A 24,329-nucleotide genomic window follows, 5' to 3' on the forward strand; every position below is an offset into this window, starting at 1 on the left:
GAAAAGGTATAGATCATTATGAAGTATTTTAAATCTTATTTACCAAAGAATAATATTGATATAGAGGAAGTATGTATTCCCAAAAAAATATTTATGACTTGGCATTCCCATAATTTAAGTGACGAAATGTATAATAACATTCAGTTATGGGTAGATAAAAACCCTGATTGGGAACTATATTTATATAATGATGAGCAAGTATTGGAATTTATAAAATTAAATTTTGATACTGAAGTTTTGCAAGCTTATAATAATATATTTCCTAAGGCATACAAGGCTGATTTATTTAGATATTGTGTTCTTTATATGTATGGAGGCGTATATTCGGATGTTAAGAACGTTCCTTTACAATCACTTACTAGCATTATATCTAAAGATATAGATTTTTTATCTGTTAAAGATAGATTTTTAAAAGATTTTGAATTTGATGGCTATATATTTCAAGCATTTCTTTGCTCAAAGCCTAAGCATCCTTTTTTTAAGAAAGCTATTGATATGATAGTTGAAAACTCTAAAAATAATTATTATGGCAATGATGCTTTAAGTCCTACAGGTCCAAACTTACTTGGTAAAGCTATTAATTTATGTTTGGGTAGAGATGAAAATTCAGTGATTTTATCAGGAAGTCACCAAGTAAATAAGTTTAATTTTGAGATATTGACACGTAATAATCAAGCTATTTTAGATTCTAAAGGCAAACATTTTAGCTTAAATGTATATTCAGGATATCGTAAAGAGCTTTATGGTGGTTTTGAGTTAGCTAAGAATTATCAAGTGTGCTGGTTTAATGATAAATGTTATGTTGAAAGTAATAAGCCAAGAATAAAATCAAAATATTTTCTGAAGAAAAAAGAACTTTATATTATTGATTATTTATATATTACTAAAGAAATTAAGAAAGTTCGTTTAGCGGCTTTGAAATATTGTATTTTAAAACCAATTTTAGCGCAAAGGATCATTAAGAAAGTAATTGGCTATGAAAAAATGAAAAGAAACTAAAGTTTTTCAATATTTGCTAAGAAGTTTTTTTCTAATGTCTCTAAAAGTAATTTTTTTTAATTTTTTTGGGATTTTATTTATATAATCTTGATAATCAGTATAAGGTTTTTTCATTCGCCAAGGCTTACCTGGCTTACCTGCATAGTGGATGAAAAAAGTATCTGATTTGGCTTTTTCAAGTTCATCTTTACTATAAATATCTTTCAAAAATGGAAACTCTCCTGCACTTGTTACATCGGTTTTATAATAGATGCTTTGAAGTGTTCCATATGAAAATGGTAAATCATAAAACCTGTCACAGGCTATGTTTAGAGTGTCTAAATCAAAAAATTTTAGCCTTTTATCAAATGATTCAATAATATCTAAAAATTTTTGTACAGTTTTTTCTTCTCTCATAAGCTTTAAGTTCATAACTAGGAAACTTGAAATATAAATATATTTATTTTTATTTTCTGGGAAATATTTATGACAAAGCATTTTATCACTATTAAGCTCAATTGGGACAGCAGCACATTCATATTTAGATATATCAATATTAAAAGCACCACTAAGATCTTTTTTAAATAAAACATCAACATCAACATAGATAGCTTTATCATATTGAGGAAGAAGTTCAGGAGTAAGCAATCTATAGTAAACTATTTCTGTCCAGCTGCCGCCCTTATTTATAGTTAATCTGATAATATTGTGCTAAAGACGTGAGTAATAGCATCAGATAAATTATCAAAAGAATTATTTACTTTTCTTAAAATTCTTTTAAAATTGGCCCAAATTTTTTCTATAGGATTTAAATCAGGAGAATAAGCAGGAAGGTATAGTATCTGTATATCAAACTTCTCTGCTATTTTAGCCAATTTAGGAGACTTATGAAAACTAGCATTATCCATAACAACAGTAGTCTTTGGAATTAACTCAGGACATAAATGCTCTTCAAACCACTGATTAAAAATTTGAGTATCTGTATATCCAGTATACTCTAGCGGTGCTATAATCTTCTTTTCTAAATAGTTATAACCAGCAACTATACTTTTTCTCTGAGTTTGATAAGCAATAACTTCACCATAGCTAGGTTTACCAACAAGAGACCATCCTCTTAGTACAGACTGTTTATTATCCATACCCATTTCATCTAAATATACAAGTTTGTTAGGTTCAATAGTCTCAACAACCTCTATAAAACTTTGCCTATCTTGTTCTTTTCTTTGCTTATATTTAGGTGTCTTTTTTTAAAACTAAAACCAAGTCTGGTAAGACAATCATAAAATGTGCTTCTAGGTATTTCAGGAGCTAATGCTTCTCTAATATCTAAAGCCATTGCATCTGGATATGTTCTTAAGTAGCTTTCTATCGCTTCCTTATCTGTAAAGGTTGCTACTCTACCGCAACCCAAGCCTTGCTTAGATTTATAATCACCAGTTGTCTCGTATAAGTTTATCCAAGATCTAGTAGTACGGATATCTATATTAAAAAAATTACTTAACTCTTTGTCTGTTAGGCCTTCTTTATATTTAGTTATTACGATATCTCTGAAATCTTGGCTATATGATGACATTTTTTCTAAATATTATAACATTATTGTCAAATAACTATCGGATTAACTATATTGGAGCACCTTTGAATCTTGATTTGTGGATATGTGTGAAAGTAATACAATGATTACTATTAGCTAGCATTTTTTTAAAATGCCTGATACTATTGCCGCTTATGTCTGGGTGATAGACATAAATATCGTACGAAGTGGTTGGTTTGGCATGATCAATTAAGCTTTGGATTGCTATAGCAGCTCCAAAAATAATCCTTTTATCAAACGTAAGAACTATAGGTACCTTATTCATTATATTAGACCTTTTCTTTATTTTTAATCAATTTATTAAGGTTTTCTTTTGATTCGTTATATATGTTTCGAGAAAGATTTTTTAAATTATCTTGAATTTGCATATATTCTGGAACTGTTAGATCAATGCCTTTTTTTAGAGCATCACTATAATTTATATCTCTATGGTACAAAATAGCATTGTTGGAATTAAATCCATTAATGCTTGCGAAACTTTCTCTAATTATAATTGGCTTTAAAAAACCATAAACTAGTTGAAAAGTTCCGCTAGTTTTACAAGTAATGTATTTGTGATGTAATTTAGTATCCTGGTATGCAGAAAGAATAAAGTCAGCTTTATCAATCTCATCGTACATCTTATCAAAACTAAGTCGTCCTTTTATATCAAAATATGGTTGTAGTCTATTAGGTATGTTTTTAATACTACCTTTACCTATTACTGTTATTTTGAAGTTATTTATGCCTTTTTCAATTAGTTCTTGAGCAGCAGCTATAAGTAGTTTTGAGCTTTTTCTTTTATCAGATAGTTCTCCGATAGTTACAAAATTTGTAAGAGAGTTTTTGATTTTTGTAGTAATCTGGCCAAAGTAATGAGGATTTATAGTTATAGTTTTGGCATTTTTATAATTCATTTTTCGTAGTGTAATAATATCTTGTCTGGGATTATTATTATTATCTATATATGTATCTATTTCATGCTCAACAAAAAATATTTTTTTCCTATTTACGTTTGGATTAAAGAAATTATATGCTTGAGAAATATCTTTATTATCGTATAGTTTACCTAAAGTTGTTACTAGGACTCCTTTAACATTTTTTAAAGAAGATTTTTTGAAGTATTTTTTTATTTTTTTTCTAGAGATTTTATTATATGAAATATTGTCATTTTTAAATCTGCAAAAAAGACCTTCTTTATATCTTTTAGGTTCCATTAGTATAGAGACATGATACCCTAAGTCTAAGAGATATTTAGCATAACCTGGAACAATCTCAGCATGACTATGAGAGCAGGGTTCCCATATTAAGAAAGTATTTTCTTTTATAATAGGTTTTTTAGCAGAAAAAGCCCCTATAATTTTTTTAAAAAAAGCCATCTAAATTAATTATATTATATTCAACAACACCTTAAACCATTATAGCATTTAATATGCAAGAATGTTGGCTGTAGACCCGAGTTATTATATAAAAACATGTGCTATATTTATAATCATAGCTTATTGGCTTGTAAATATTATATCTTTGTTTTAGTATGAGAATATGCTAAAAAATTTGATATCAAATGCTAAGTGAAAAATATTAATATTAAGGATGTTCAGGTGATAGCGCCTTCTTTGGGGAGACGCTTCTCTGGTATAAATGCCAGTATGTTAGCTGTTATGCCAGAACAAGCTAAACTAATAAATATTGTTGGGATGGGTTTCAATCTTGAGTTAGGTGAGTTTAATAAAATCAGGTTTAGAGATTTTTTATTTGGTTGCTGGAGAGATAAATGGCGTATTTGGCATGCGCGTAGAAATATAGATATGCTAGTTGGAATAATATTGAAGTATATATTTAGATATAAAATAGTCCTTATCTTTACATCTGTAGCTCAACGCCATCATAAGAAATTGACAAAATTTTATATAAATCAAATGTCAGCTATTATTTGTCCATCTAAAATATCGGCTGGATATTTAGAAAATAAGCCATATATAGTTCCTCATGGTGTCAATACAGAGGTTTTCTACCCAGCTGAAGATAAAAGTATCATATGGCAGCAAAAAAATATGCCTGGTAAATATGGTATAGGTATATTTGGTAGAATTAGAAAATCCAAAGGTACAAAAGAATTTATTGAAGCGGTTATTCAAGTTTTGGATAAATATCCTGAATGGACAGTAGTTGTAATTGGTGAAGCTACTCCTAAGGATATCGAATTTAAACAAACTTTAGAAAAACAAATAAAAGTAGCTGGCTTAGGTGATAGAATCGTATTTACTGGTTTTTTAAAAGATTCTGCTGAGGTACCTCAATGGTATAGAGCTTTAGATATTGTAGTATGCGCTAGCCATAATGAAGGCTTTGGTTTGCCTGCATTAGAAGCAATGGCGTCAAAATGTGCAGTAATAGCTACTAAAGCAGGAGCTTGGCCTGAAATTATGACTGATGACCAAAATGCATATTTAGTTGAGCCTCAGTCAAGCCAGCAAATCGCGATTAAACTTGAAAATTTAATCTCAGATGAAGCTCATCGAAAAACAATAGCTCAAAATGGTTATGATTTGGTAACATCAAAATATAAGATTCAAAATGAGGCTCAAGGAATACAAGAAGTTTATAATATACTTCTTGATAAGATAAAAAAATAAATTACTATTGCGATGATATTATCTTGTTAGTTATATTATTATCAGGGTAGGGTAATTTACTAATATCAATAGCAAAAGCTTTAGCATTATCTTTAATTAGAGTGTTTAAATCAATAACAGCAACATCATTAGGACGGCCATACGCCTTAATATAAAGCTTATTATTACTAAGATCTTTTATTGCAGTAAATGCAGTATGATCAAATATCATATCATTACCATCTTTCTCTACAACTGTACCTTTAGTAATATCGACATTGTTTAATATATGAGTAACTTTCGATACTAAGTTTTCCTGATTATCTCCTTTATTATTAGCATAGTAGCCTAGGATTTCAGTTTTAATAAATCTTGATGGTGGTGAGTAATCACCAGGCATGCCTAAGAAGCCATTTCCTTGGCCTAGTGCATTGATATTTTGAATAGGGTCTGATGAATTTTTCCCAAGAGCATCTTTTATTCTTACTTTTTTTATTGTTTCATTGCTTAAATTTAGGTAGTTTCTTAGGTTTATCATATGCCAATCATAGGTTGGTGAGTTAGTCATTACTTTTACATTGGATTTGATATTATAAAATACTGGTACACCTTTAATATACTCAACGACAATGCCTTTGCCATCTTTATCTGTAATAAGAAAATGAAGGTCTGGAACAACTCCATTTATCTTGGTGGTGTCATCTGACCAAACTTTATATTGTTCAAGAATATCTTTTGCTTCTTGTACAGTTGTGCTTTGACTTAAAATTAAAGTTAAAATTTGTGTGATAGCAGCATATTTGGTGTCATTTTTGTTTACATTTTGGTATTGAGTAAACCCTGGTAAATAATTTGCACTTATACTTAGGCCTTGGCTATTTTGCCCATCAGCTAAAAAAGTTTGTGAATCAACAACTAAGCCAGTACCTAGTACTGCATATTTAGAAATATAAGTATGTTTAGCTAGGTTTAAGTTGGTTGGGGCTGAAAGTGTATTTTCTGATCCTTTGGGCTCGTAGATAACTTCCCAATTCCAGTCTAAACCCCACTCCATAGTTCTTCCAGAAACTACATGACCATTTTTGGATAATGAAATTGCTGTACAAGCGCTTGCTTGGGATGTAAGCATAGATAGTATTATAATTAAGGTAGATATTTTCTTAAAAAAATCTTTCATAATTTATATTTCTCCTATAATCATCTAATAGATAATACTAGCATACTTTTAAAACATAGTTATGAAAATATTTTAAACAAATTATATAATAATTAATTATTAAATTAGGTTATAATTTGAGCACTAATACTAGCTATAATTTTATAAATGGCAATTAACAAGCATCCTAAAGCCTTGTGGTATATCATAGCAATATACATGTGGGAGTATTTTAGCTTTTACGGTATGAGGACTCTTCTAATTCTTTATCTAACCCAACAGCTATTACTTTCAGATAGTCTTTCATATTCTATATATGGTTCTTTTGTTGCTTTAGTTTATTTAACTCCAATATTTGGTGGCATACTTGCTGATAAGCTATTAGGTTTTAAACAAACTGTCATTGTCGGTGCAGTACTTATGTCATGCGGACATATTATAATTGGTATAGATGGGGAACAATTATTATTTTTAGGAATGTCTTTTATTATATGTGGTTATGGTTATTTTAAAAGTAATGTTCCTTGCTTAGTTGGGGAGTTATATCATAAAAATGATACAAAAAGGGACTCTGCTTTTACCTTGATATATTTGGGGGGGAATATAGGTGGGTTGCTCGCTCCAATAGTATGTGGTATCATTGCAAATATCTATGGTTGGGACTATGGTTTTGGTCTTGCAGGAGTAGGGATGATAATAGGAATAATTATATTTCTGATTGGTAGTAAGCATATCCCATGCCCAAGTGAGGGCAAAGTCTCTTTGAGAGCTAAAACTTTAGATACCTTTGCTATATCTTTCTTAATAATATTTATATGCTATTTAGCTTTAAAATATCAGTATGAAGGGTATTTGATTCTCATTGTAACTATTGTTAGTGTATTATGGTTTATAAAAATATATCTTAACGCAGATAAACCTGTGCGTGAAAGATTAATATTGATAATTCCTTTTGCATTATTTGGTATAGTTTTTTGGATATTTGATGAGCAAATATTTACTTCAGTAGAGTTGTTTGTAGAAAGAAATGTACATAAGTATATTTTAGGATTCTATATTCCTGCTAGTATTATTAGTTCTGTAAACTCCTTTGCTATTATTTTAGGAGGAGGGTTTATAGCATGGTTGTGGAAGGTCTATAAAGGTCTAGATGGAGATTTTGGTCGGATGATAAAATTTATGTTTGGTTTTATTTTTCAACTTTTATGTTTTATATTATTAATATTAGCAGCTAATGAAGCTACAATTTATGGAAAAGCTAATATTGGATGGGTGATTTTTGCAATATTTGCATTAGGTATTTCGGAGTTGTTTATTGATCCAATTGCTTTATCAGAGATCACAGCTATAGATAGTCAGCATAACACAAGCTTTTTGGCAGCTATGTATATGTTGTTTACAGGTAGTATTGCTGGATTTATTGGGGCTAGAGTTGCAAATATAGCTTCATTTAAAGAGGTATCACAACATACTGATTTAATTACACAAGCAAATCTTTTCGAAGGTTTGTTTACTAATATTGCTTTAGTCCTTGTTGGAATGATTGCTTTATGGTTTATTATAGCTTTGAGTGTTAGAAGATTAAAATATAAAAATCTTTTCATGTAGTTACTAGAGAGATTGTCTTTTTAATATAATTATAGTTATTTCTAAAATTATTTATTATGAGAAAAATATTCACAAAAGAAAGATCTTTTCACTTAGGGACTATGGTTGTATTATTTTTAGTCTTTTTTTAATTTAGGCATTATTTACTTCATACATATACTAATGATGCTTTTGTAAGATTTAATATTTATCCTGTAAATAGTCAAATAGCTTTTGTAATTAAATCTATACCTATAGAAGATAATCAGTTTGTGAAAAAAGATCAACCTTTACTTATTTTGGATAATGAAGACTATTTGCAACATATAGTGTCGGCTCAAGCAAGTATAGATTATTATAAGTTTTTACTAGATAGTGAAAAGAGTTTATATAATTTATCTGATGCTATTACTCACGTCTTTAGCATAATATTATCAGATTAACTATAATATGTTCATTAAAAAATTAATTCATAGAATTTTAGGTACTATAATAGGGGTTTCAGTTGGAGGAGTGATTATATATATGAATATCAAGAGTATATATATCTTCAGCCTTTGATCCTAGTTTATTTGCTAATACTCATCCTGCAAATTTCTTGATGGATCGCTTTTTTAATGTATTGGTAGGATGTATTATTGTTTTAATATTTACTATATTGTTACCAGATAAAATAAAAAAAGACTAGTTACAAATAAAAAATGGATATATTGCGATGATATTATTGTTTAGTTCAATGACTTTAACTTTATTTCTATCGACAGCTGGAATTTTAAGTTCTTGAAATAATATTTTTAGTTTATTTGGTTTATTCCTACCTATATAGGAGCATTTGTCATTTGGTTTTTTATCTCGAATAACTATATTATTAAAATCAATTTGAGTATTTAAATTGGTTTTAAGCCAATTAATTACATCTTTTTGATCTATGTTTTGAGCAGGTTTAGTTGTAGATCTAATTAGAAGTAGGCCATACTCAATACAGACTCGAAAATCTTTGCTAATGTCAATTTTCCAGCCTGTACCAGTATTACTGTTAATAGCAGTATGTATTTTTTCGACTTGCTTACTTTTTAAACTTTGGTTGGTGTTTTGCTTAAACCAAAGGTGTATGATGCTTTTTTGAATATCGTTGTCTAGTATTATTATTTTATCGAAAATAATATTTTTGCCTTGAGATATAAATAGCAATTTTTCTAATAGTAGTTTGTTTAGAATATTATTACTTTGTGCACAAATATTTGCACTGCGAGAAAGTGTTTGATTAATGCTTGGATTTACTTGTTTTAATATTGGAATTATTTCATTGCGGACTAAGTTTCTTCTGTATTTTGAATTTTGATTACTATTATCAAAAATATGAGCAATATTATTTTGTTTAGCAAAGTGTTCAATTTCTTGTTTTGTGTAGTTTAGAAGAGGGCGTAGTACTGATCCAGTAGCTAGTTTCTTATATTCTGGCATTCCTGCTAAGCCAGCAAGTCCAGAGCCTCTGATTGCCTGAATAAGGAAAGTTTCTGCTTGATCATCTTGATGATGTCCTAGTAAGAGAAGAGGCTTAGAGTATTTCTTCATTATATTTTGAAAAAAACACATCCTTTGATTGCTAGCCCAGGCTTCGAAACTTTCACCTTTTGGAGCTTGTTTCAAGGGGTGGCTTATGAAATCTATTTGATAGTTAGCACATGTTTTCTGACAGTGGGTTTGCCAACTTAATGCGTTTGGGTGAATATTGTGATTAATATAAATTGCAATGATAGGTATTTCAATATTCTTGCAAATGTTTAATAAAACACTAGAATCAACTCCTCCACTATAACCAATGATTATTTGTGAAGGTTTGTATTTATTTATTCTAGCTAAAATATGCGTTTTACTAATAGACATTTATACTAAATAACGAGCCTTTATTGTAGCTTTTATTTTTTTGAACTCCTCAATAAGATCTTTTGCTTGATTTGAACTTGATCTAATATCCATTACAACATAGCCTATGTTGTCTAATGTCCTTAGGTATTGACCTTCAACATTTAGATTTTTAGTAGCTAATATTTTGTTTAACTCATTCATTATGCCAGGAATATTTTTATGAATATGTAAAATACGATGAGTTTCTGTATTACTAGGTAAAGATAGTTCAGGAAAATTAACAGCATTAAGTGTAGAACCATTATCTGAGTATTTGATGAGTTTTGCACTTACTTCATTAGCAATATTTTCTTGTGCCTCTATAGTACTACCACCTATATGAGGAGTTAAAAATACATTATCAAAATTTCTAAGAGGGCTTTCAAAGATTTCACCTTTAGCAGATGGCTCTTTTGGGAAAACATCAATTGCTGCGCCTTTAAGTTTCTTTTTTTCTAGAGCTATAACTAAAGCGTTAATATCAATAACATTACCTCTGGATGCATTTATGATTACAGAATTTTCTTTCATAAGATTCAACTCTTTTGTTGAAATCATATTAGCTGTAGTAGGTAACTGTGGTACATGTAAAGATACAACATCTGATTGTTTTAAAAGTATTTTTAGGTTACTAACTTGTCGAGCATTTCCTAAAGGAAGCTTTTCTTCAATATCATGAAATATAACATTTAGCCCAAGATTTTCCGCAAGAATTCCAAGTTGCATGCCAATATGTCCATAACCAATGATTCCTAGAGTTTTACCTCTTACTTCATTGGCATTATCTGCTGATTTTAACCATTCTCCACGATGAGTCTTGGCATTTTTATCAACCACATTTCTGATGAGTAAAATAGCTTGCGCAATTACCAATTCAGCTACACTTCGGGTGTTTGAAAATGGTGCGTTAAAAACAGGTATGCCTAAGTTCTTAGCAGTTTTTAGATCAACTTGATTTGTGCCAATACAAAAACATCCTATTGCTGTAAGGTGTTGAGATTGTTCTAAAACTTCTCTTGTAAGTTGAGTACGTGAGCGTAAACCAACTAGTTTAAAATTTTTAAGTTTATCTACAAGTGCTTGGCCTTCAAGAGCAGTATTAAGAAGCTCAATATTTTCATATCCTGCAGCCTTAAAAGATTCTAAAGCATTTAAATGAATACCTTCTAAAAGTAGAATTGGAATTTTCTTTTTACTTAGTGAGAGTTGACTCATCTATTAGATCCTCTATACAGATATTTTTGCCTTAATAGCAGGGTGATAATTATAATTTTCAAAATTAAAATCTTCATATTTGTAAGTAAATATAGAATCAGGTTTCTTCAAAATCCTAAGAGTAGGCAACTCTAGAGGCTTACGACTAAGTTGTTGATTAACTTGATCTATATGGTTGTTATATATATGACAATCTCCACCAGACCAGATAAACTCCCCTAAATCTAAATCACATTGTTGTGCAATCATGTGTGTAAGTAGCGAATAGCTAGCAATATTAAACGGTACACCAAGAAAAGCATCAGCACTTCTTTGCGTTAGCATACAAGATAATTTATTATCAGCAACATAAAATTGAAACATAGCATGACAAGGGGGTAAAGCTGAGTTGCCTATTTCAACATTTTCTTGGGGGGATATTTTCTCAGATGGTACAACGCATGGATTCCATGCAGAGACTAAAATTCTACGTGAATTTGGATTGTTCCTTAGCATTTTAATAACTTCAGCTATTTGGTCAACACCTTGATCATTAAAATTACGCCATTGCTTACCGTAGATAGGGCCAAGCTCTCCACTTTCAGTAGCCCATTCATTCCAAATTTTAACCTTGTTTTCATTTAAGTATTTAACGTTTGTATTGCCACTTAGAAACCAAAGTAGCTCATGTACTACACTAGGTAGATGGATTTTTTTAGTAGTGACTAATGGAAAACCTTCTTGAAGATCAAAACGCATTTGGTAACCAAAAATACTTTTTGTACCGGTGCCTGTTCTATCTCCTTTTTGAGCACCATTTTTTTTAATATGCTCAAGAAATTTTAAATATTCTTGCATCTGTCTTTACCTCTTGTCTTAATAAAGACTATGATTAGAATCAAAGCGCCAAATAGAATCATTGGGATTGATAATATTTGTCCCATAGTCATCCAGTTAAAAAATATATAGCCATATTGAGGATCAGGCTGTCTGAAGAATTCACAAACAAACCTAGCACAACCATATAGAAGCATAAATAGGCCAAGTACTAGATAACGGGGTCTTTCTTTAATGGTCACAAGCCACAGTATGCTAAACAGTACAACACCTTCGAAGAAAAATTCAAATAGTTGAGATGGGTATCTTGGAAATGGACCTCCGGTTGGAAAAATCATTCCTATAGGTGAGTCTGTAACCTTACCCCAAAGTTCACCATTGATGAAGTTTCCTATCCTACCAGCACCAAGGCCAATTGGTACAACTGGAGCAGCAAACTCACCTAAGTCAAAGAAGTTTGCTCCTACTTTTTTAGCAAAAATAGCAAATGCAATTAATACACCTATAAAACCTCCATGGAATGACATTCCACCATCCCATAAAAAAAACATTTGTAATGGGTTGTGAAAGTAGTAAGGTAAATTATAAAAAATTATATAACCAATTCTGCCCCCTAGTATGACCCCAATAGCAATATAAAAGGTCAGGTCACCAGCTTGATCTGGTTTGATTGGCGCCCATGGTTTAATCTTGGCTCTGTATTTTATTAAAAACCAGCCAGCAAAAATTCCAAATAAATACATTAGACCGTACCAGTGGATTTTTATAGGGCCAAGCTGCAAAGCAACTGGGTCAATATGAGGGTATTGTAACATTACATAAAACCTTATATTAGAGCTTGAGATTCAGAATCAATAGCAGCTGAGTAGTTTATATATTCAGGCTTAGCTTGTTCTTGCTTAGTTTCTTTTTCTACAGGCTTATCTTTCTTATTATTTTTAGCAGCTGGTTGCTTATCTTTTTTAGGCTTGTTTTCAGGGATGATTTTTTTCTCTTCTATCTTTTCTGATGTTTTCTTGGTTTCTTTATTTTTTATAGTTTTTTCTTTTAATTCAGAAGAAGATATTTCATTTTTTTGAGTTTCTATTATTTCAACATTAGCCTGTTGGTTAGACTCTTCATTTATTAAAGTCTTAGAAGCTGCTTTATTTGCTTCTTTAATAGCAATTATTTCTTCATCCACAGAAACTGTATTGAATTTTAGATACTTATGTGTTCTAACTTTCTCTTCAGTAGTTATTTTTTTAGAACCATCATCTTTTAAGCTATCATAATTTTTTAGGACATCTTTAACCATTACTGAAACAAACTCTTCTGGAGTTTTAGAGATGATTTTTTTTATATTATCAACTTTGGCTGTAGAGTTTTGATTTCCGTATTTAACTTTTGTAATATCAACAACTTCTTCAGCATTATTTAAGCTTAAATTATTACTTCTGCTGTTACGATTACTGGGTTTTTTATCAAATTTGTCATTACTCCTTTTATTTTTGTTGTGATCATTTCTATCACTACTAATACGATCACGATCATTACGTTGAGCATTATCTCTAGGAGGCTTGTTTTGCTGAGGTTTTTGAGCATTTTGATTAGTACCGCTATCATTACGTTTATTAGTACGATCAGAATCATTGCGCTGAGCATTATCTCTAGGAGACTTGTTTTGCTGAGGTTTTTGAGCATTTTGACTTTTATTATTATGTTGCTTTTGTGGTTGTTGAGCTGACTTTGGCAGTGTTTTTTGTTCAGTCTCGGTGGAGAAAAGTCCGGCTAATTTGCTTAAAAAACCTTTTTTCTTTGGTTCTTCTTTAGCTTTTATTTCAGGTTTGTTTTTTTCAGTTGTTTTATCTTGTTTGCTACTTAACTGTTCATTTTCATTTTTAACTATAGGCTTGTTTTGCTGAGTCTTATTTAATTCTACAGCTGCAATTTTTTTCTTGCCAGATTTTGGAATTTCGACACTATAAACATCTTCAATCAAATCTGAGCTAGTACGGTTTGATTTATAGCTAGTACCCCATATTCTTTGCATTTGGAATTTAGGTGATTCCATGTTGAAGTTAGGTATAATCATAACTTTAACTTCTGAGATTCTTTCTATATTTACAATACTATCTCTCTTTTCGTTTAGAATATAAGCCGCTATATCCACAGGAACTTGCACACGAATTTCATTAGTATCTTCTTTTATAGCTTCTGCTCTAATCTTACGTATAATTGTAAGAGCTGTAGCTTGAGTTGTTTTGATAAATCCATGACCTTCACAGCGGGGGCATTTTTGCATTACACTTTCGTTTATAGATGCGCTTAGACGTTGTCTAGAGATCTCTACAAGCCCTAATTTAGATATGCGAGACATTTGGATGCGGGCTTTATCTTGCTGTAAAGCATCCATTAGCTTTTCTTCAACTTGCTTTCTGTTTGGATGAAATGACATATCGATGAAATCAACTATTACAAGACCACCTAGGTCACGGATTCTTAATTGTCTTGCAACTTCTTCAGCAGCTTCTAAATTTGTTTTAAATGCAGTTGTTTCAACATCTTCTGCTTTATTAGCTCTAGATGAGTTGATATCTATTGCAACTAGAGCTTCTGTTGTATCAATTACAATAGAGCCACCTGATGGTAAACGAATTTCTCTTTTGTAAGCATTTTCAATCTGTTGATCAATGCCAAATTGTGTGAATAAGGGTAATTCTTCACTATATAATTTAACTTTATTTATGTCAAAACTTTGTCTTAATAGACCTAATTGCCTTTTAACATCATTAAAACACTCTTTAGAATCTACAATAATTTCTCTAACATCTTCTTTTAAGTGATCTCTTACTGTTCTTACAATAATGTCACTTTCTTTATGCAAAAGAGTAGTTTTTTTGATTTTGTGATATGCTTGAGATATTGATGCCCATAGCTCAACTAGTGCATCAAAGTCGTGTTTTAACTCTTCAAAAGAACACTCAACACAGGCAGTTCTTGCGATTACACTCATATTTTTAGGAATATTAAGATCTTTTAAGTATCTTTTAAGCTTCTCTCGGTCCTCTCCTTCCACGCGACGAGAGATTCCACCGCCATCACCACTGTTTGGTAGTAGAACCATATATGATCCTGCTAATGTAATAAATGTAGTAAGAGCCGCTCCCTTATCACCGCGTTCCTCTTTGTCTATTTGTACAATTAACTCTTGACCTTCTGAAAGTAGGTGGGCTATATTATCACCTTTTGGAATATCTTTAAGGTAGTATTCAGACACTTCTTTAAATGGTAGAAAACCATTCTTATCTTCGCCATAGTTAACAAAGATAGCATTTAAGCTAGGTTCAATTCTTGAAATATAACCTTTGTATATATTTGCTTTCTTTTGTTCTCTATCAACATTTTCAATATCTAAATCTATTAACTTTCCATTATCTAAGGTTGCAATCCTTGTTTCTTCGCTACTTTTACTATTTATAAGTATTTTTTTCATTTGTTTTAAATTTTCCTTCTAAAAATATAATTCGTAGTTAGTTGTTTAACGAACTAACTCGCTTTTGGTCTTTTTGACCTGTTTAATAAATCGCTAATTTTTTTTAAGCCAAATTTCTTTTGCGAAACTGATTAGATTTACCATCTCCAATCATATGCTTAATTTGTCACGATTTTGTTAAATTACTATGTATGCAATTATTTGATATAATAGCAATATTAGCTAATAAATAAAAGAATTATTAAAGTTTAAATGGGCCTTATTTATCTAGATTATGCGGCGACTGCTCCACTTAGTTTAAGTGTTAAAAAAGTAATGGTAGATTCTATAACGAATAATGAAGATTTTTTCAATTCAGGATCGTCTACATATGAACAAGCCGAAATCGTTAATGTTAAAATAGAAAAATCACGAGTTGAAGTAGCGGAAACATTGGGGGTTTTGCCAAGAGAGATAGTGTTTACATCAGGTGCTACAGAATCCAATAATCTTGCCATAAAAGGTATAGCTTATGAATATAAAGAAAAAGGTAGACATATAATTACATCAAAATCTGAACATAAGGCTGTACTAGATGTATGTGAGTTTTTGGGTACACAAGGTTATAATATTACTTATTTGGATGTTGATCAGTTTGGTAAAATTAATATAGATGAGCTTAAAACTGCAATTACAGAAAAAACTATACTAGTAAGTTTGATGGCAGTAAATAATGAACTTGGAAGTATGAACGATTTATATGAAATAGGTCAGCTAACTAAAGAGAAACAAGTCTTATTTCATGTAGATGCGGCTCAGGCTTATGGTAAAATCGATATAGATATTAATAGGATGAATATCGATTTGTTATCAGTTTCAGGGCATAAATTATATGCTCCTAAAGGAGTAGGGTTTTTGTATATAAGATCAAAAAGACCTAAAGTTAAACTTCTTAAGCAAATACATGGTGGAGCGCAAGAGTTTGGTTTCAGGGCTGGAACATTAGCAAATTATCAGATATTTGCGTTAGCTAGAGCTTGTAAAGAAATGTTTGCTAAAAAAAAGTGGAATCTTGAGCATGTAACCGCAATGAGGAATTTATTTTTAGAAAAAATACTAAAAATAAATGATTTACAAATAAATACTGACCTTAATAGTAGCTACCCAGGAATTCTAAGTATTACATTTATTGGGGTGAAGGGTGAAACCTTGTTGGCAATGTTGAATAATATATGTTTATCTATGGGTTCTGCGTGTAATTCTCAGGCTGTTGAACCTTCACATGTTTTGAGTGCTATTGGTTTAACTGCTAGTAAGGCTGATTCAACTATTAGAGTTTCATTTGGCTTACAAACAACCCAAGAGCAAATTCAAAAAGCAGTGTCTTTGATAATAGATAAAGTAGATCTAATAAGGGCTATATCTCCAAAAGTGAGGTCATATGTATAATAAATTGGTTAAAAATTTGCTATCGAAGATTAAGGTTGACGATAGTCTTATATTAGCAAAACAGCGAAAGTATGTTGTCAGTGATAATTTTTCGAAAATCGAGTTATATATTTTAGGTAGAAAAGTGTCATATAGAGTATCAGGAGATGCATATATTTTAGCTATGACCAAGTGGTTGCAGTTAAAGCTAGAGAATGCTGAGAACTTAGATGATATATCTTTAGAGCAGCTTATTAATGACTTTGGTTTACCCGAGATTAAGTATAGAAATGCTTTACAACTAGTTCAACTTATAGAGAATATTTATGAAGGATCAGCTGTATAATTTTTATATATTACATCAGCGTAAATATAAAGAAAACTCTATAATTGCTAGTATATTTACTCCCGAATTTGGTAAAATATCAGCTTTAATTAGAACAACAAAAAAAACATCGAATTTATATCAGCCGTTGGTAAAATTACGTGGCCAGATTGGTTTTTCTAAAAAAACTGATGGCCTAAGTAAGGTCTATAATATTGAGTTTGTTAAATCATTTTATCAAAAAACATATATTAATTTACTGTCTTTACAGTATATAAACGAATTGATGTATTTGCTGCTTAGTTATTCTCATGAAGAGATTGCTTTGTTTAATAAGTATGATTTTATTTTAAAAAATATTAATGATAATAATTATAAGTATTTACTAAGGATCTTTGAGCTTGAACTGCTGGAGAGTTTAGGTCAGGGAATATATGTTGATTGTGATGTTGATAGCATGCCAATTGAAAATAATTGTAACTATACAATATTACCTAGTGGTTTTAAAAAAACTTTAGTTAATGGTTATAATACCATCATTGGTAAAAATCTTTTAAAAATCAGTCAACCAGTAGACTTATGGTCAAAAGATGATTTAAAAGCTATTTCTCAAGTACTTCGAGTATACATTGATTTTGTTTTAGCTGGTAAACAGTTAGAAAGCCGTAAACTTTTACTAGATTATTTACGTTTAATAAAGTAGATAATTTTATCTAATTTTGCATTTAAATATAATGCTTTGATAAGAGATATGGCCGGAGGTATCAAAGATAGTAAAACAATTAAAATTATGAAAATACCGAAATATTTTTTGACAAAAGCATTATTACTAAAGAAGAATGCTAAATATACAATTGAATAAACCCAAATAAAGGCTCCAAGTATACCCATGATAACAAATTTTGGATACTTCATGCGTGCCATACCGGCGGTAAATGGCATAAATGTTCTGACTATTGGTGTAAATCTAGCAAGAATGATAGCAATAGGGCCATACCTATTAAAGAATTGTTGCGCTTTTAGAAGGTGAGCTGTTTTGAGTATCTTAGCATCATCTTTAAAAATTCGTTTACCAATCATTCTACCTAAGAAATAATTACAAGAGTCACCACAAACAGCAGCCACTACTAAGATGGGCGCGACCAAATGTATATTAAGTGTTGTAGCTGCGCCGGTAAGCCCTAGTGCAAAAAGGAGTGAATCTCCAGGTAAAAAAGGAGTTATAACTAATCCAGTTTCACAAAATATTACTACAAAAAGTAATAAGTAGGTCCAATCACCTAAAATATTAATATAGGTGCTGATAAATTGATCTAAGTGCAATACAATGTTTAGTAGTGCTGAGATAGTGTTCATGGATGAAACTCGCTAATAATTTGTCGTTAGATTATAAAAAAATAATTCATAAAGGTTAAGATTTTTTTGTTTTTATTTTGTTTTTAATGCTTTTTATGAGCATTTGGCCTATAACCAATGCTATCATTAAGGCGATGATAAGGCTTAAATTTTTCTTAACAAATAAATTATCACTAAAAAAATATACAGTATAGGTAATTGAAAAAGACCAGATTATTGCTGAAATGATGCCATATATAATAAATTTAATATAATTCATTTTACTAACACCTGCTACAAATGGAATTATGGTTCGAACGAATGCAATAAATCTCGAAAAAATAATGGCTTTACTGCCATGTTTGTTTAAGAATTTTTTTGTTTTTATTAGATAAGCACTTTTGAAAAATTTAGCGTGGGTACTAAACATTTTTTCGCCAATAAACTTGCCTGTTATATAATTACACGTATCTCCAGTTATAGCACCTAGAAAAATTGCCAATACTGCAAAATGGATATTTAATCCCGTTGCAGCTGCAGTTATTCCAACAGTGAAGAGTAAGGAATCACCAGGGAAAAATATCCCTAAAACAGAACCTGTTTCACAAAAAATAATAAAAAATAAAATTACATAAAACCATACACCCATAGTGTCTACAAAGTATGAAATATGAGCATTGAAGTTTGCTAAGAGGTCAAACATTTATGATTTCCTTTTTTAGAGCAATCTTTATTGTTAAGGCATGAATGTATGGCATAAGAGAGCTAGCAGCTCTATATATCTCTTTGTGAGAGTCGATTTTTTTCATATTGTTTAATTTTTTAGAATTTATATTAAGAATAAAATGATATTTTCCAGGCATATAGCCATTATGTTTTAGATGTTTATGTGTTTCATCGATGATATTAATTACTGCTTCTGGATCTATTTTAGATAGTATTTGATTTTTTAGTTCTACAGACACAGAGGTACTATCCATTTTAGATGATCCTTGTTGGCGTGATGATTAGATCAAGCTTAATATCGTACGTATCTATGATAATATCATTATTTTGCTGTTCATCAAAGGCTACACCAATAGTTAAAGGCGATTTAGATGTATTTTTAAAACTGAGTGTATAGTCATAGAAACCTCCACCCATGCCCATCCTGTACTTATTTTCATTAAAACCAATTATAGGGACTATTATAATATCCAATTCCCAGGCTGTAACTATATCTTTAACTGTATAAAAAGGCTCTTTAATTTTGTATTTATTTAAATAATAATTTTTAGAATCCTTTGCAAACCAGAGACTATGTTTTCTAAATGGATGAATTATTGGAAAATGTATGTTTTCAAAATGGCTATTAATTAAATCAGTATTTAATTCGTTATTAAGCGAGATAAAGCTAGCTATTTTAGCATTCTTAAAATTACTGTCTATGTACTGTATAACTTTTAAATTTACTTTATTAGAGAGGGTTTTTTTATCTATTAAATTATTACGTATACTTAATAATTTTTGACGGATTTGATTTTTGTTCATAGTTAGAAAGCTTAAAAAAAATAGTTGTCCAGATTACCGTTTTAGTCCAATATCTTGATCCCTTTTTGGTATCAAGTTGGGTGTCATAATTTTAACGTTGGGCTTCTTTGTAAATGCTAGGCATCAAAGCTTGCTCTCTAGTTAAAATACCAAAACTCCCTTTTCTAAGTAGTATCGGCTCAAGATTGTAACTAAATCACAAATAATCCAGGCAACTAAACTCTTGAATTCGACCATAATTATATAACAAATAATTATATTTTTTAAACTAATTATAGCAAAAAAACATAGAAATTCTTCTTGACTTTTAATTTAAAATAATTTTTGAGAGAATGGTTTTGTTATTTTAATATAATACAAAGTATAATCAAATTTTATTATTGATTAATGGTATGGTTTTTAGGGGATTAGATATTTTGATCTAGGTTAAATTTAAGCTTTTAACAGTGAAGTTAATGAGTCTTTATAACCTGTTAATATTCTAGATGACAGAGATAATAAAGTAATCTTAGTAAGATTCCTATAGAAACCTTAAGGTTTAAGGGAGTTAAACAAGCTTTAGTCATTAAAATTAAAGACATCTATGATAAATGGGCAATCTACATGCTCAGTATATTGACAATTAAAATTTTGTAAATAATGATTTAGATGTTGATAGATATGTATATTTTTGTTTGATTGTATAATGCTAGTAATAATGTGACCCTCAATATTTGAGTAATAGTAACATTTTAGCTGACATAAGTTGTTTTTACAGTGAACTAAGTTTGCTCCTTTAAAAGTAAGTGGATACTCAGGAAATTGTGAAGAAGTATTGCCATAAACTTGCCAAGTATGATTATAGCTATGAAAACTAGTTTTAGCTATTAGCTTATTATTGATATTTTTAAAATCATTAGGGGCTGGACAATAGTAAATAATACTATTTGCAAAGCAGTTAGGTAAAATACATAGTAAGCTAGTCAATGTAATTAAAAATTTATTTGTCATTTTTTAAAAATGCTATGTCACTATAGTTTTATATCTACTAATAATTATTTATTATAAATAATTATATTCATATAAGAGATTTTATTATGAATAGTTTGATATTTTGTTTTTGTCAAATAGCTAATTTCAATAAAGTAGCTATTGACCCAAAGCAAATCCTGCATGAGTATGGCGAACTTGACAGTAGTATATCAGAGGTCAGCCTATTACGAGCCATTAGGGCAAATAATTTCAAAGCTAAGCTTATGAATTTAAAACCTAAAAATATCAATCCTAGAACATTACCCGCAATACTCCAGGATAAGGCAGGCGAGTATTTTATTTTAGCAGCAATTCAAAATGATAAATATTTAGTTATTCGTCAGGGTATTACAGAGTTGATAAAACTAACAGAGGAGCAATTAAATAAAGTATATAATAATACAGCTATACTTATAAGTTATAAAGAAGTCCAGAAATCAACTAAAGAGCAATTTAATATTAAATGGTTTATACCAGCTTTGTGGAAATATAAACATATTTTTAAAGATGTTTTAATCGCATCGTTGTTTATTCAATTATTTGGTTTGGTTACACCATTTTTCTTTCAGGTGGTTATGGATAAAGTAATTATGCATAATGGTCTTACGACACTAAATACTTTAGCGATAGTGTTTTTGGTTGTAGCTATTTTTGAAGTTATATTTAGTACGATACGGACATATTTATTTAGTCATACAACTTCAAGAGTTGATGTGGTATTAGGGTCAAAATTATTTTCACATTTGATGAAATTACCTTTAGCATATTTTGAGACTAGGCAAGTTGGGCAAAATGTTGCTAGAGTTAAAGAGTTAGATAGCATTCGTAGCTTTATCACAAGTACAGCACTGACTTTAGTAATTGATTTATCGTTTACTTTTATATTTATTATTGTTTTATTTTTATATAGTTGGGAGCTGACCTTCATTGTTTTATCTACGATACCTATTTATTTGTTACTTTCGATATTTATAACACCAATTCTTAAGCATAGACTTAATAATGTTTTTGCCACTGGAGCAAAAAATCAGTCATTTTTAACTGAATCAATTACAGGTATTCAGACGGTTAAGGCTAATGCCATTGAGCCACAAATGCAACGCAAGTGGGAAGATAATCTTACCGAATATGTTTAAAGCATCTTTTAGGTCTCAAAACCTTGGTAATATTGCAGGACAATTTGCCGAGCTTGTTAGTAAGCTAACTACTATTGCTATTATAGTTAATCCGATAGTTATTTGACAATAATGTTATAATATTTAGAAAAAATGTCATCATATAGCCAAGATTTCAGAGATATCGTAATAACTAAATATAAAGAAGGCCTAACAGACAAAGAGCTAAGTAATTTTTTTAATATAGATATCCGTACTACTAGATCTTGGATAAACTTATACGAGACAACTGGTGATTATAAATCTAAGCAAGGCTTGGGTTGCGGTAGAGTAGCAACCTTTACAGATAAGGAAGCGATAGAAAGCTACTTAAGAACATATCCAGATGCAATGGCTTTAGATATTAGAGAAGCATTAGCTCCTGAAATACCTAGAAGCACATTTTATGATTGTCTTACCAGACTTGGTTTTAGTTTTTAAAAAAGACACCTAAATATAAGCAAAGAAAAGAACAAGATAGGCAAAGTTTTATAGAGGTTGTTGAGACTATTGAACCTAACAAACTTGTATATTTAGATGAAATGGGTATGGATAATAAACAGTCTGTACTAAGAGGATGGTCTCTTGTTGGTAAACCTAGCTATGGTGAAGTTATTGCTTATCAAACTCAGAGAAAAAGTATAGTTGCTGGTTATAACTATTTAGAAAAGAAGATTATAGCACCGCTAGAGTATACTGGATATACAGATACTCAAATTTTTAATCAGTGGTTTGAAGAGCATTTATGTCCTGAGTTAATTCCAAAGACTACTGTTGTTATGGATAATGCTAGTTTTCATAAGTCTCCTAAATTGGCTAAAATAGCAGAGAAGTTTGATATACAGATACTATACCTTCCTGCTTATTCTCCTGATTTAAATCCTATAGAAAAAATTTGGGCCAATTTTAAAAGAATTTTAAGAAAAGTAAATAATTCTTTTGATAATTTATCTGATGCTATTACTCACGTCTTTAGCACAATATTATCAGATTAACTATATATTTGTTGGTGCACATATGGTAATACTAGGTAAATTAACCGTAGGTCAACTAATAGCTTTTAATATGCTTGCAGGGCGTGTTACTCAACCAATTTTAAAGCTTGTTAATCTTTGGCAAGAATTTCAGCAAGTGGGTGTATCTTTAAGAAGACTCGGTGATATTCTAAATTCGCCAACAGAATTAAATAATAAGCTTAGTAAAAGTTCATTACCAGTATTTGCAGGGAATGTCAGCTTTAGAGATGTTAAATTTAGGTATACAGCAGACAGTAAATTAATTTTAAATGGTATCAATCTTGAAGTTAAGACAGGACAGTCTATAGGTATAGTTGGTAGATCAGGTAGTGGTAAAAGCACACTTACTAAGCTTATTCAAAGGCTATATCAGCCAGAATCTGGTAAAGTGCTTGTTGATAGTATGGATTTATCAACAGTTGATACTGTTTGGCTTAGACAAAATATTGGTGTAGTTTTGCAAGAAAATTTTATGTTTAACCGCTCAATTCGTGAAAATATTGCTCTTACGAACCCTAGTGCAAATATGCAAAAAGTAGTAGCTGCAGCACGCAATGCTGGTGCTGAGGAGTTTATCTTAGAGCTAAAAGATGGTTATGATGTGATTATAGAGGAAGGAGGCACTAATTTTTCTGGAGGACAAAAGCAAAGATTATCTATAGCTAGAGCCTTAATGAATAATCCTAAGATACTTATCTTTGATGAGGCAACTTCAGCGCTAGATTATGAATCTGAGAAAATTATTCAAGAGAATATGGCACAAATATCACAAGGTAGAACAGTCTTTATTATTGCACACCGCTTATCTACAGTACGAAGTTGTGATCGTATTGTCTATATAGATCAAGGAGTTATTCTTGAAGATGGTAGTCATTCCGAGCTTTTAGCAAAAAATGGTAAATATGCTTCACTACATAACTCACAAGCTCAGGGAGTAATCTAATGGGCCTCGAAAATAGTAAAATACCTGATAAAAAAGAGAAGTATAAAAGATCAGCGAGGATTAGAGACTTTTGGTGCAACCGTAAGGCATTTGCTGAAAAACGAAATGCTCGCACAGATGCTTATAGCTTTTTACCAGGAGTCTTAGAAGTCACTGATAGACCTCCACACCCGCTACTTAAGGTAATGTTGTATTGTTTGATTTTTTTAATAGTTTTTGTAGTTATTTGGGCATATTTTTCTAGGATAGATATTATAGTTAATCCGATAGTTATTTGACAATAATGTT

At 30.4% G+C, this 24,329-nt stretch carries 25 protein-coding genes, 1 other RNA gene and 2 pseudogenes; 11 read left to right on the forward strand and 17 right to left on the reverse strand.

The window, feature by feature from the left end:
- Nucleotides 1-18: 18 nt before the first annotated feature.
- Complete coding sequence (locus tag ACR0PV_RS03405) at nt 19-999, forward strand: glycosyltransferase family 32 protein (protein WP_488173589.1); 981 nt, start codon at nt 19-21, stop codon at nt 997-999.
- Nucleotides 1,000-1,005: 6 nt separating this feature from the next.
- Here ACR0PV_RS03405 and ACR0PV_RS03410 read toward each other — a convergent pair whose 3' ends face one another.
- The 4 genes from ACR0PV_RS03410 to ACR0PV_RS03425 all read right to left on the reverse strand — a co-directional run bounded on the left by ACR0PV_RS03410 (nt 1,006) and on the right by ACR0PV_RS03425 (nt 3,927).
- Complete coding sequence (locus ACR0PV_RS03410; RefSeq protein ID WP_488173946.1) at nt 1,006-1,683, reverse strand: glycosyltransferase family 8 protein; 678 nt, start codon at nt 1,681-1,683, stop codon at nt 1,006-1,008.
- A protein-coding gene (locus ACR0PV_RS03415; RefSeq protein WP_488172194.1) for an IS630 family transposase occupies nt 1,671-2,551 on the reverse strand; the annotation gives its coding sequence in 2 pieces (ribosomal slippage) (nt 1,671-2,227 and nt 2,227-2,551; 882 coding nt in all). The genes ACR0PV_RS03410 and ACR0PV_RS03415 overlap by 13 nt, the downstream gene beginning before the upstream one ends.
- A gap of 46 nt (nt 2,552-2,597) precedes the next feature.
- Nucleotides 2,598-2,834, reverse strand: coding sequence for a hypothetical protein (locus ACR0PV_RS03420; RefSeq protein WP_488174010.1), 237 nt, complete (start codon nt 2,832-2,834; stop codon nt 2,598-2,600).
- 4 nt (nt 2,835-2,838) lie between these two features.
- Nucleotides 2,839-3,927, reverse strand: a complete 1,089-nt coding sequence (locus ACR0PV_RS03425; protein ID WP_488173590.1) for a hypothetical protein — start codon at nt 3,925-3,927, stop codon at nt 2,839-2,841.
- 192 nt (nt 3,928-4,119) lie between these two features.
- Between ACR0PV_RS03425 and ACR0PV_RS03430 the strand changes: the two genes are divergently transcribed.
- Nucleotides 4,120-5,184, forward strand: a complete 1,065-nt coding sequence (locus tag ACR0PV_RS03430; RefSeq protein ID WP_488173591.1) for a glycosyltransferase family 4 protein — start codon at nt 4,120-4,122, stop codon at nt 5,182-5,184.
- 4 nt (nt 5,185-5,188) lie between these two features.
- Here ACR0PV_RS03430 and ACR0PV_RS03435 read toward each other — a convergent pair whose 3' ends face one another.
- Nucleotides 5,189-6,340, reverse strand: coding sequence for a choloylglycine hydrolase family protein (locus ACR0PV_RS03435; protein ID WP_488173592.1), 1,152 nt, complete (start codon nt 6,338-6,340; stop codon nt 5,189-5,191).
- Nucleotides 6,341-6,487: 147 nt separating this feature from the next.
- Here ACR0PV_RS03435 and ACR0PV_RS03440 point away from each other — a divergent pair, with 147 nt between their 5' ends.
- Both ACR0PV_RS03440 and ACR0PV_RS03445 read left to right on the forward strand, forming a co-directional pair.
- Complete coding sequence (locus ACR0PV_RS03440; protein ID WP_488173593.1) at nt 6,488-7,927, forward strand: peptide MFS transporter; 1,440 nt, start codon at nt 6,488-6,490, stop codon at nt 7,925-7,927.
- A gap of 251 nt (nt 7,928-8,178) precedes the next feature.
- The gene (locus tag ACR0PV_RS03445) at nt 8,179-8,349 is read left to right on the forward strand and encodes a hypothetical protein (RefSeq protein WP_488173594.1); all 171 of its coding nucleotides are present in this window, start codon (nt 8,179-8,181) and stop codon (nt 8,347-8,349) included.
- A gap of 241 nt (nt 8,350-8,590) precedes the next feature.
- Here the strand turns inward: ACR0PV_RS03445 and tilS are convergent, their stop codons facing one another.
- From tilS to ACR0PV_RS03475, 6 genes and pseudogenes are all read right to left on the reverse strand, one after another.
- Nucleotides 8,591-9,793, reverse strand: coding sequence for a tRNA lysidine(34) synthetase TilS (tilS, locus tag ACR0PV_RS03450; protein ID WP_488173595.1), 1,203 nt, complete (start codon nt 9,791-9,793; stop codon nt 8,591-8,593).
- A complete protein-coding gene (gene serA, locus ACR0PV_RS03455; protein WP_488173596.1) occupies nt 9,794-11,029 on the reverse strand; it encodes a phosphoglycerate dehydrogenase in 1,236 nt (411 codons plus the stop codon). It abuts the gene before it with no gap.
- 12 nt (nt 11,030-11,041) lie between these two features.
- Nucleotides 11,042-11,866, reverse strand: a complete 825-nt coding sequence (locus ACR0PV_RS03460; RefSeq protein WP_488173597.1) for a thymidylate synthase — start codon at nt 11,864-11,866, stop codon at nt 11,042-11,044.
- Nucleotides 11,851-12,660 carry a prolipoprotein diacylglyceryl transferase gene (gene lgt / locus ACR0PV_RS03465; RefSeq protein WP_488173598.1) on the reverse strand — a complete coding sequence of 270 codons (810 nt, stop codon included), beginning with the start codon at nt 12,658-12,660 and terminating at the stop codon, nt 11,851-11,853. The genes ACR0PV_RS03460 and lgt overlap by 16 nt, the downstream gene beginning before the upstream one ends.
- A gap of 11 nt (nt 12,661-12,671) precedes the next feature.
- Nucleotides 12,672-13,289, reverse strand: a pseudogene (locus ACR0PV_RS03470) (Rne/Rng family ribonuclease); the annotation flags it as partial.
- 464 nt (nt 13,290-13,753) lie between these two features.
- Nucleotides 13,754-15,320: pseudogene (locus tag ACR0PV_RS03475) on the reverse strand (Rne/Rng family ribonuclease); the annotation flags it as partial.
- A 252-nt stretch (nt 15,321-15,572) separates the two neighbouring features.
- Between ACR0PV_RS03475 and ACR0PV_RS03480 the strand changes: the two are divergent.
- The 3 genes from ACR0PV_RS03480 (at nt 15,573) to recO (ending at nt 17,755) form a co-directional block, all read left to right on the forward strand.
- On the forward strand, nt 15,573-16,748 hold the full coding sequence (locus ACR0PV_RS03480) for a cysteine desulfurase family protein (protein ID WP_488173599.1): 1,176 nt from the start codon (nt 15,573-15,575) through the stop codon (nt 16,746-16,748).
- 124 nt (nt 16,749-16,872) lie between these two features.
- Nucleotides 16,873-17,073, forward strand: a complete 201-nt coding sequence (locus tag ACR0PV_RS03485; RefSeq protein WP_488173600.1) for a hypothetical protein — start codon at nt 16,873-16,875, stop codon at nt 17,071-17,073.
- On the forward strand, nt 17,054-17,755 hold the full coding sequence (recO, locus tag ACR0PV_RS03490) for a DNA repair protein RecO (protein WP_488173601.1): 702 nt from the start codon (nt 17,054-17,056) through the stop codon (nt 17,753-17,755). The genes ACR0PV_RS03485 and recO overlap by 20 nt, the downstream gene beginning before the upstream one ends.
- Here the strand turns inward: recO and ACR0PV_RS03495 are convergent.
- The 6 genes from ACR0PV_RS03495 to ACR0PV_RS03520 all read right to left on the reverse strand — a co-directional run bounded on the left by ACR0PV_RS03495 (nt 17,734) and on the right by ACR0PV_RS03520 (nt 20,907).
- Nucleotides 17,734-18,408, reverse strand: coding sequence for a VTT domain-containing protein (locus tag ACR0PV_RS03495; RefSeq protein WP_488173602.1), 675 nt, complete (start codon nt 18,406-18,408; stop codon nt 17,734-17,736). The genes recO and ACR0PV_RS03495 overlap by 22 nt on opposite strands.
- A gap of 55 nt (nt 18,409-18,463) precedes the next feature.
- Complete coding sequence (locus ACR0PV_RS03500) at nt 18,464-19,090, reverse strand: VTT domain-containing protein (RefSeq protein WP_488173603.1); 627 nt, start codon at nt 19,088-19,090, stop codon at nt 18,464-18,466.
- Nucleotides 19,083-19,367 (reverse strand): BolA/IbaG family iron-sulfur metabolism protein, encoded by a 285-nt coding sequence (locus tag ACR0PV_RS03505; RefSeq protein ID WP_488173604.1) that lies wholly within the window; start codon nt 19,365-19,367, stop codon nt 19,083-19,085. The genes ACR0PV_RS03500 and ACR0PV_RS03505 overlap by 8 nt, the downstream gene beginning before the upstream one ends.
- 1 nt (nt 19,368) lies before the next feature.
- Nucleotides 19,369-19,917 carry a 5-formyltetrahydrofolate cyclo-ligase gene (locus ACR0PV_RS03510; protein WP_488173605.1) on the reverse strand — a complete coding sequence of 183 codons (549 nt, stop codon included), beginning with the start codon at nt 19,915-19,917 and terminating at the stop codon, nt 19,369-19,371.
- Between the two features lie 21 nt (nt 19,918-19,938).
- Nucleotides 19,939-20,134: non-coding RNA, 6S RNA (ssrS, locus tag ACR0PV_RS03515), on the reverse strand.
- Nucleotides 20,135-20,475: 341 nt separating this feature from the next.
- Nucleotides 20,476-20,907 (reverse strand): hypothetical protein, encoded by a 432-nt coding sequence (locus ACR0PV_RS03520; protein ID WP_488173606.1) that lies wholly within the window; start codon nt 20,905-20,907, stop codon nt 20,476-20,478.
- A gap of 86 nt (nt 20,908-20,993) precedes the next feature.
- Here ACR0PV_RS03520 and ACR0PV_RS03525 point away from each other — a divergent pair, with 86 nt between their 5' ends.
- The 4 genes from ACR0PV_RS03525 to ACR0PV_RS03540 all read left to right on the forward strand — a co-directional run bounded on the left by ACR0PV_RS03525 (nt 20,994) and on the right by ACR0PV_RS03540 (nt 24,319).
- Nucleotides 20,994-22,064, forward strand: coding sequence for an ABC transporter transmembrane domain-containing protein (locus ACR0PV_RS03525; protein ID WP_488173607.1), 1,071 nt, complete (start codon nt 20,994-20,996; stop codon nt 22,062-22,064).
- A 132-nt stretch (nt 22,065-22,196) separates the two neighbouring features.
- Nucleotides 22,197-23,077 (forward strand): IS630 family transposase gene (locus ACR0PV_RS03530; protein WP_488172153.1). Its coding sequence is split into 2 segments (ribosomal slippage): nt 22,197-22,521 and nt 22,521-23,077, totalling 882 coding nucleotides; the frame shifts between segments, so codons are not numbered across the junction.
- Nucleotides 23,037-24,041 (forward strand): ATP-binding cassette domain-containing protein, encoded by a 1,005-nt coding sequence (locus ACR0PV_RS03535; protein ID WP_488173608.1) that lies wholly within the window; start codon nt 23,037-23,039, stop codon nt 24,039-24,041. Before ACR0PV_RS03530 ends, ACR0PV_RS03535 begins: the two co-directional genes overlap by 41 nt.
- Nucleotides 24,041-24,319 (forward strand): hypothetical protein, encoded by a 279-nt coding sequence (locus ACR0PV_RS03540; protein ID WP_488173609.1) that lies wholly within the window; start codon nt 24,041-24,043, stop codon nt 24,317-24,319. Before ACR0PV_RS03535 ends, ACR0PV_RS03540 begins: the two co-directional genes overlap by 1 nt.
- Nucleotides 24,320-24,329: the final 10 nt, after the last annotated feature.

Source organism: Francisella sp. AG1 (assembly GCF_057683165.1).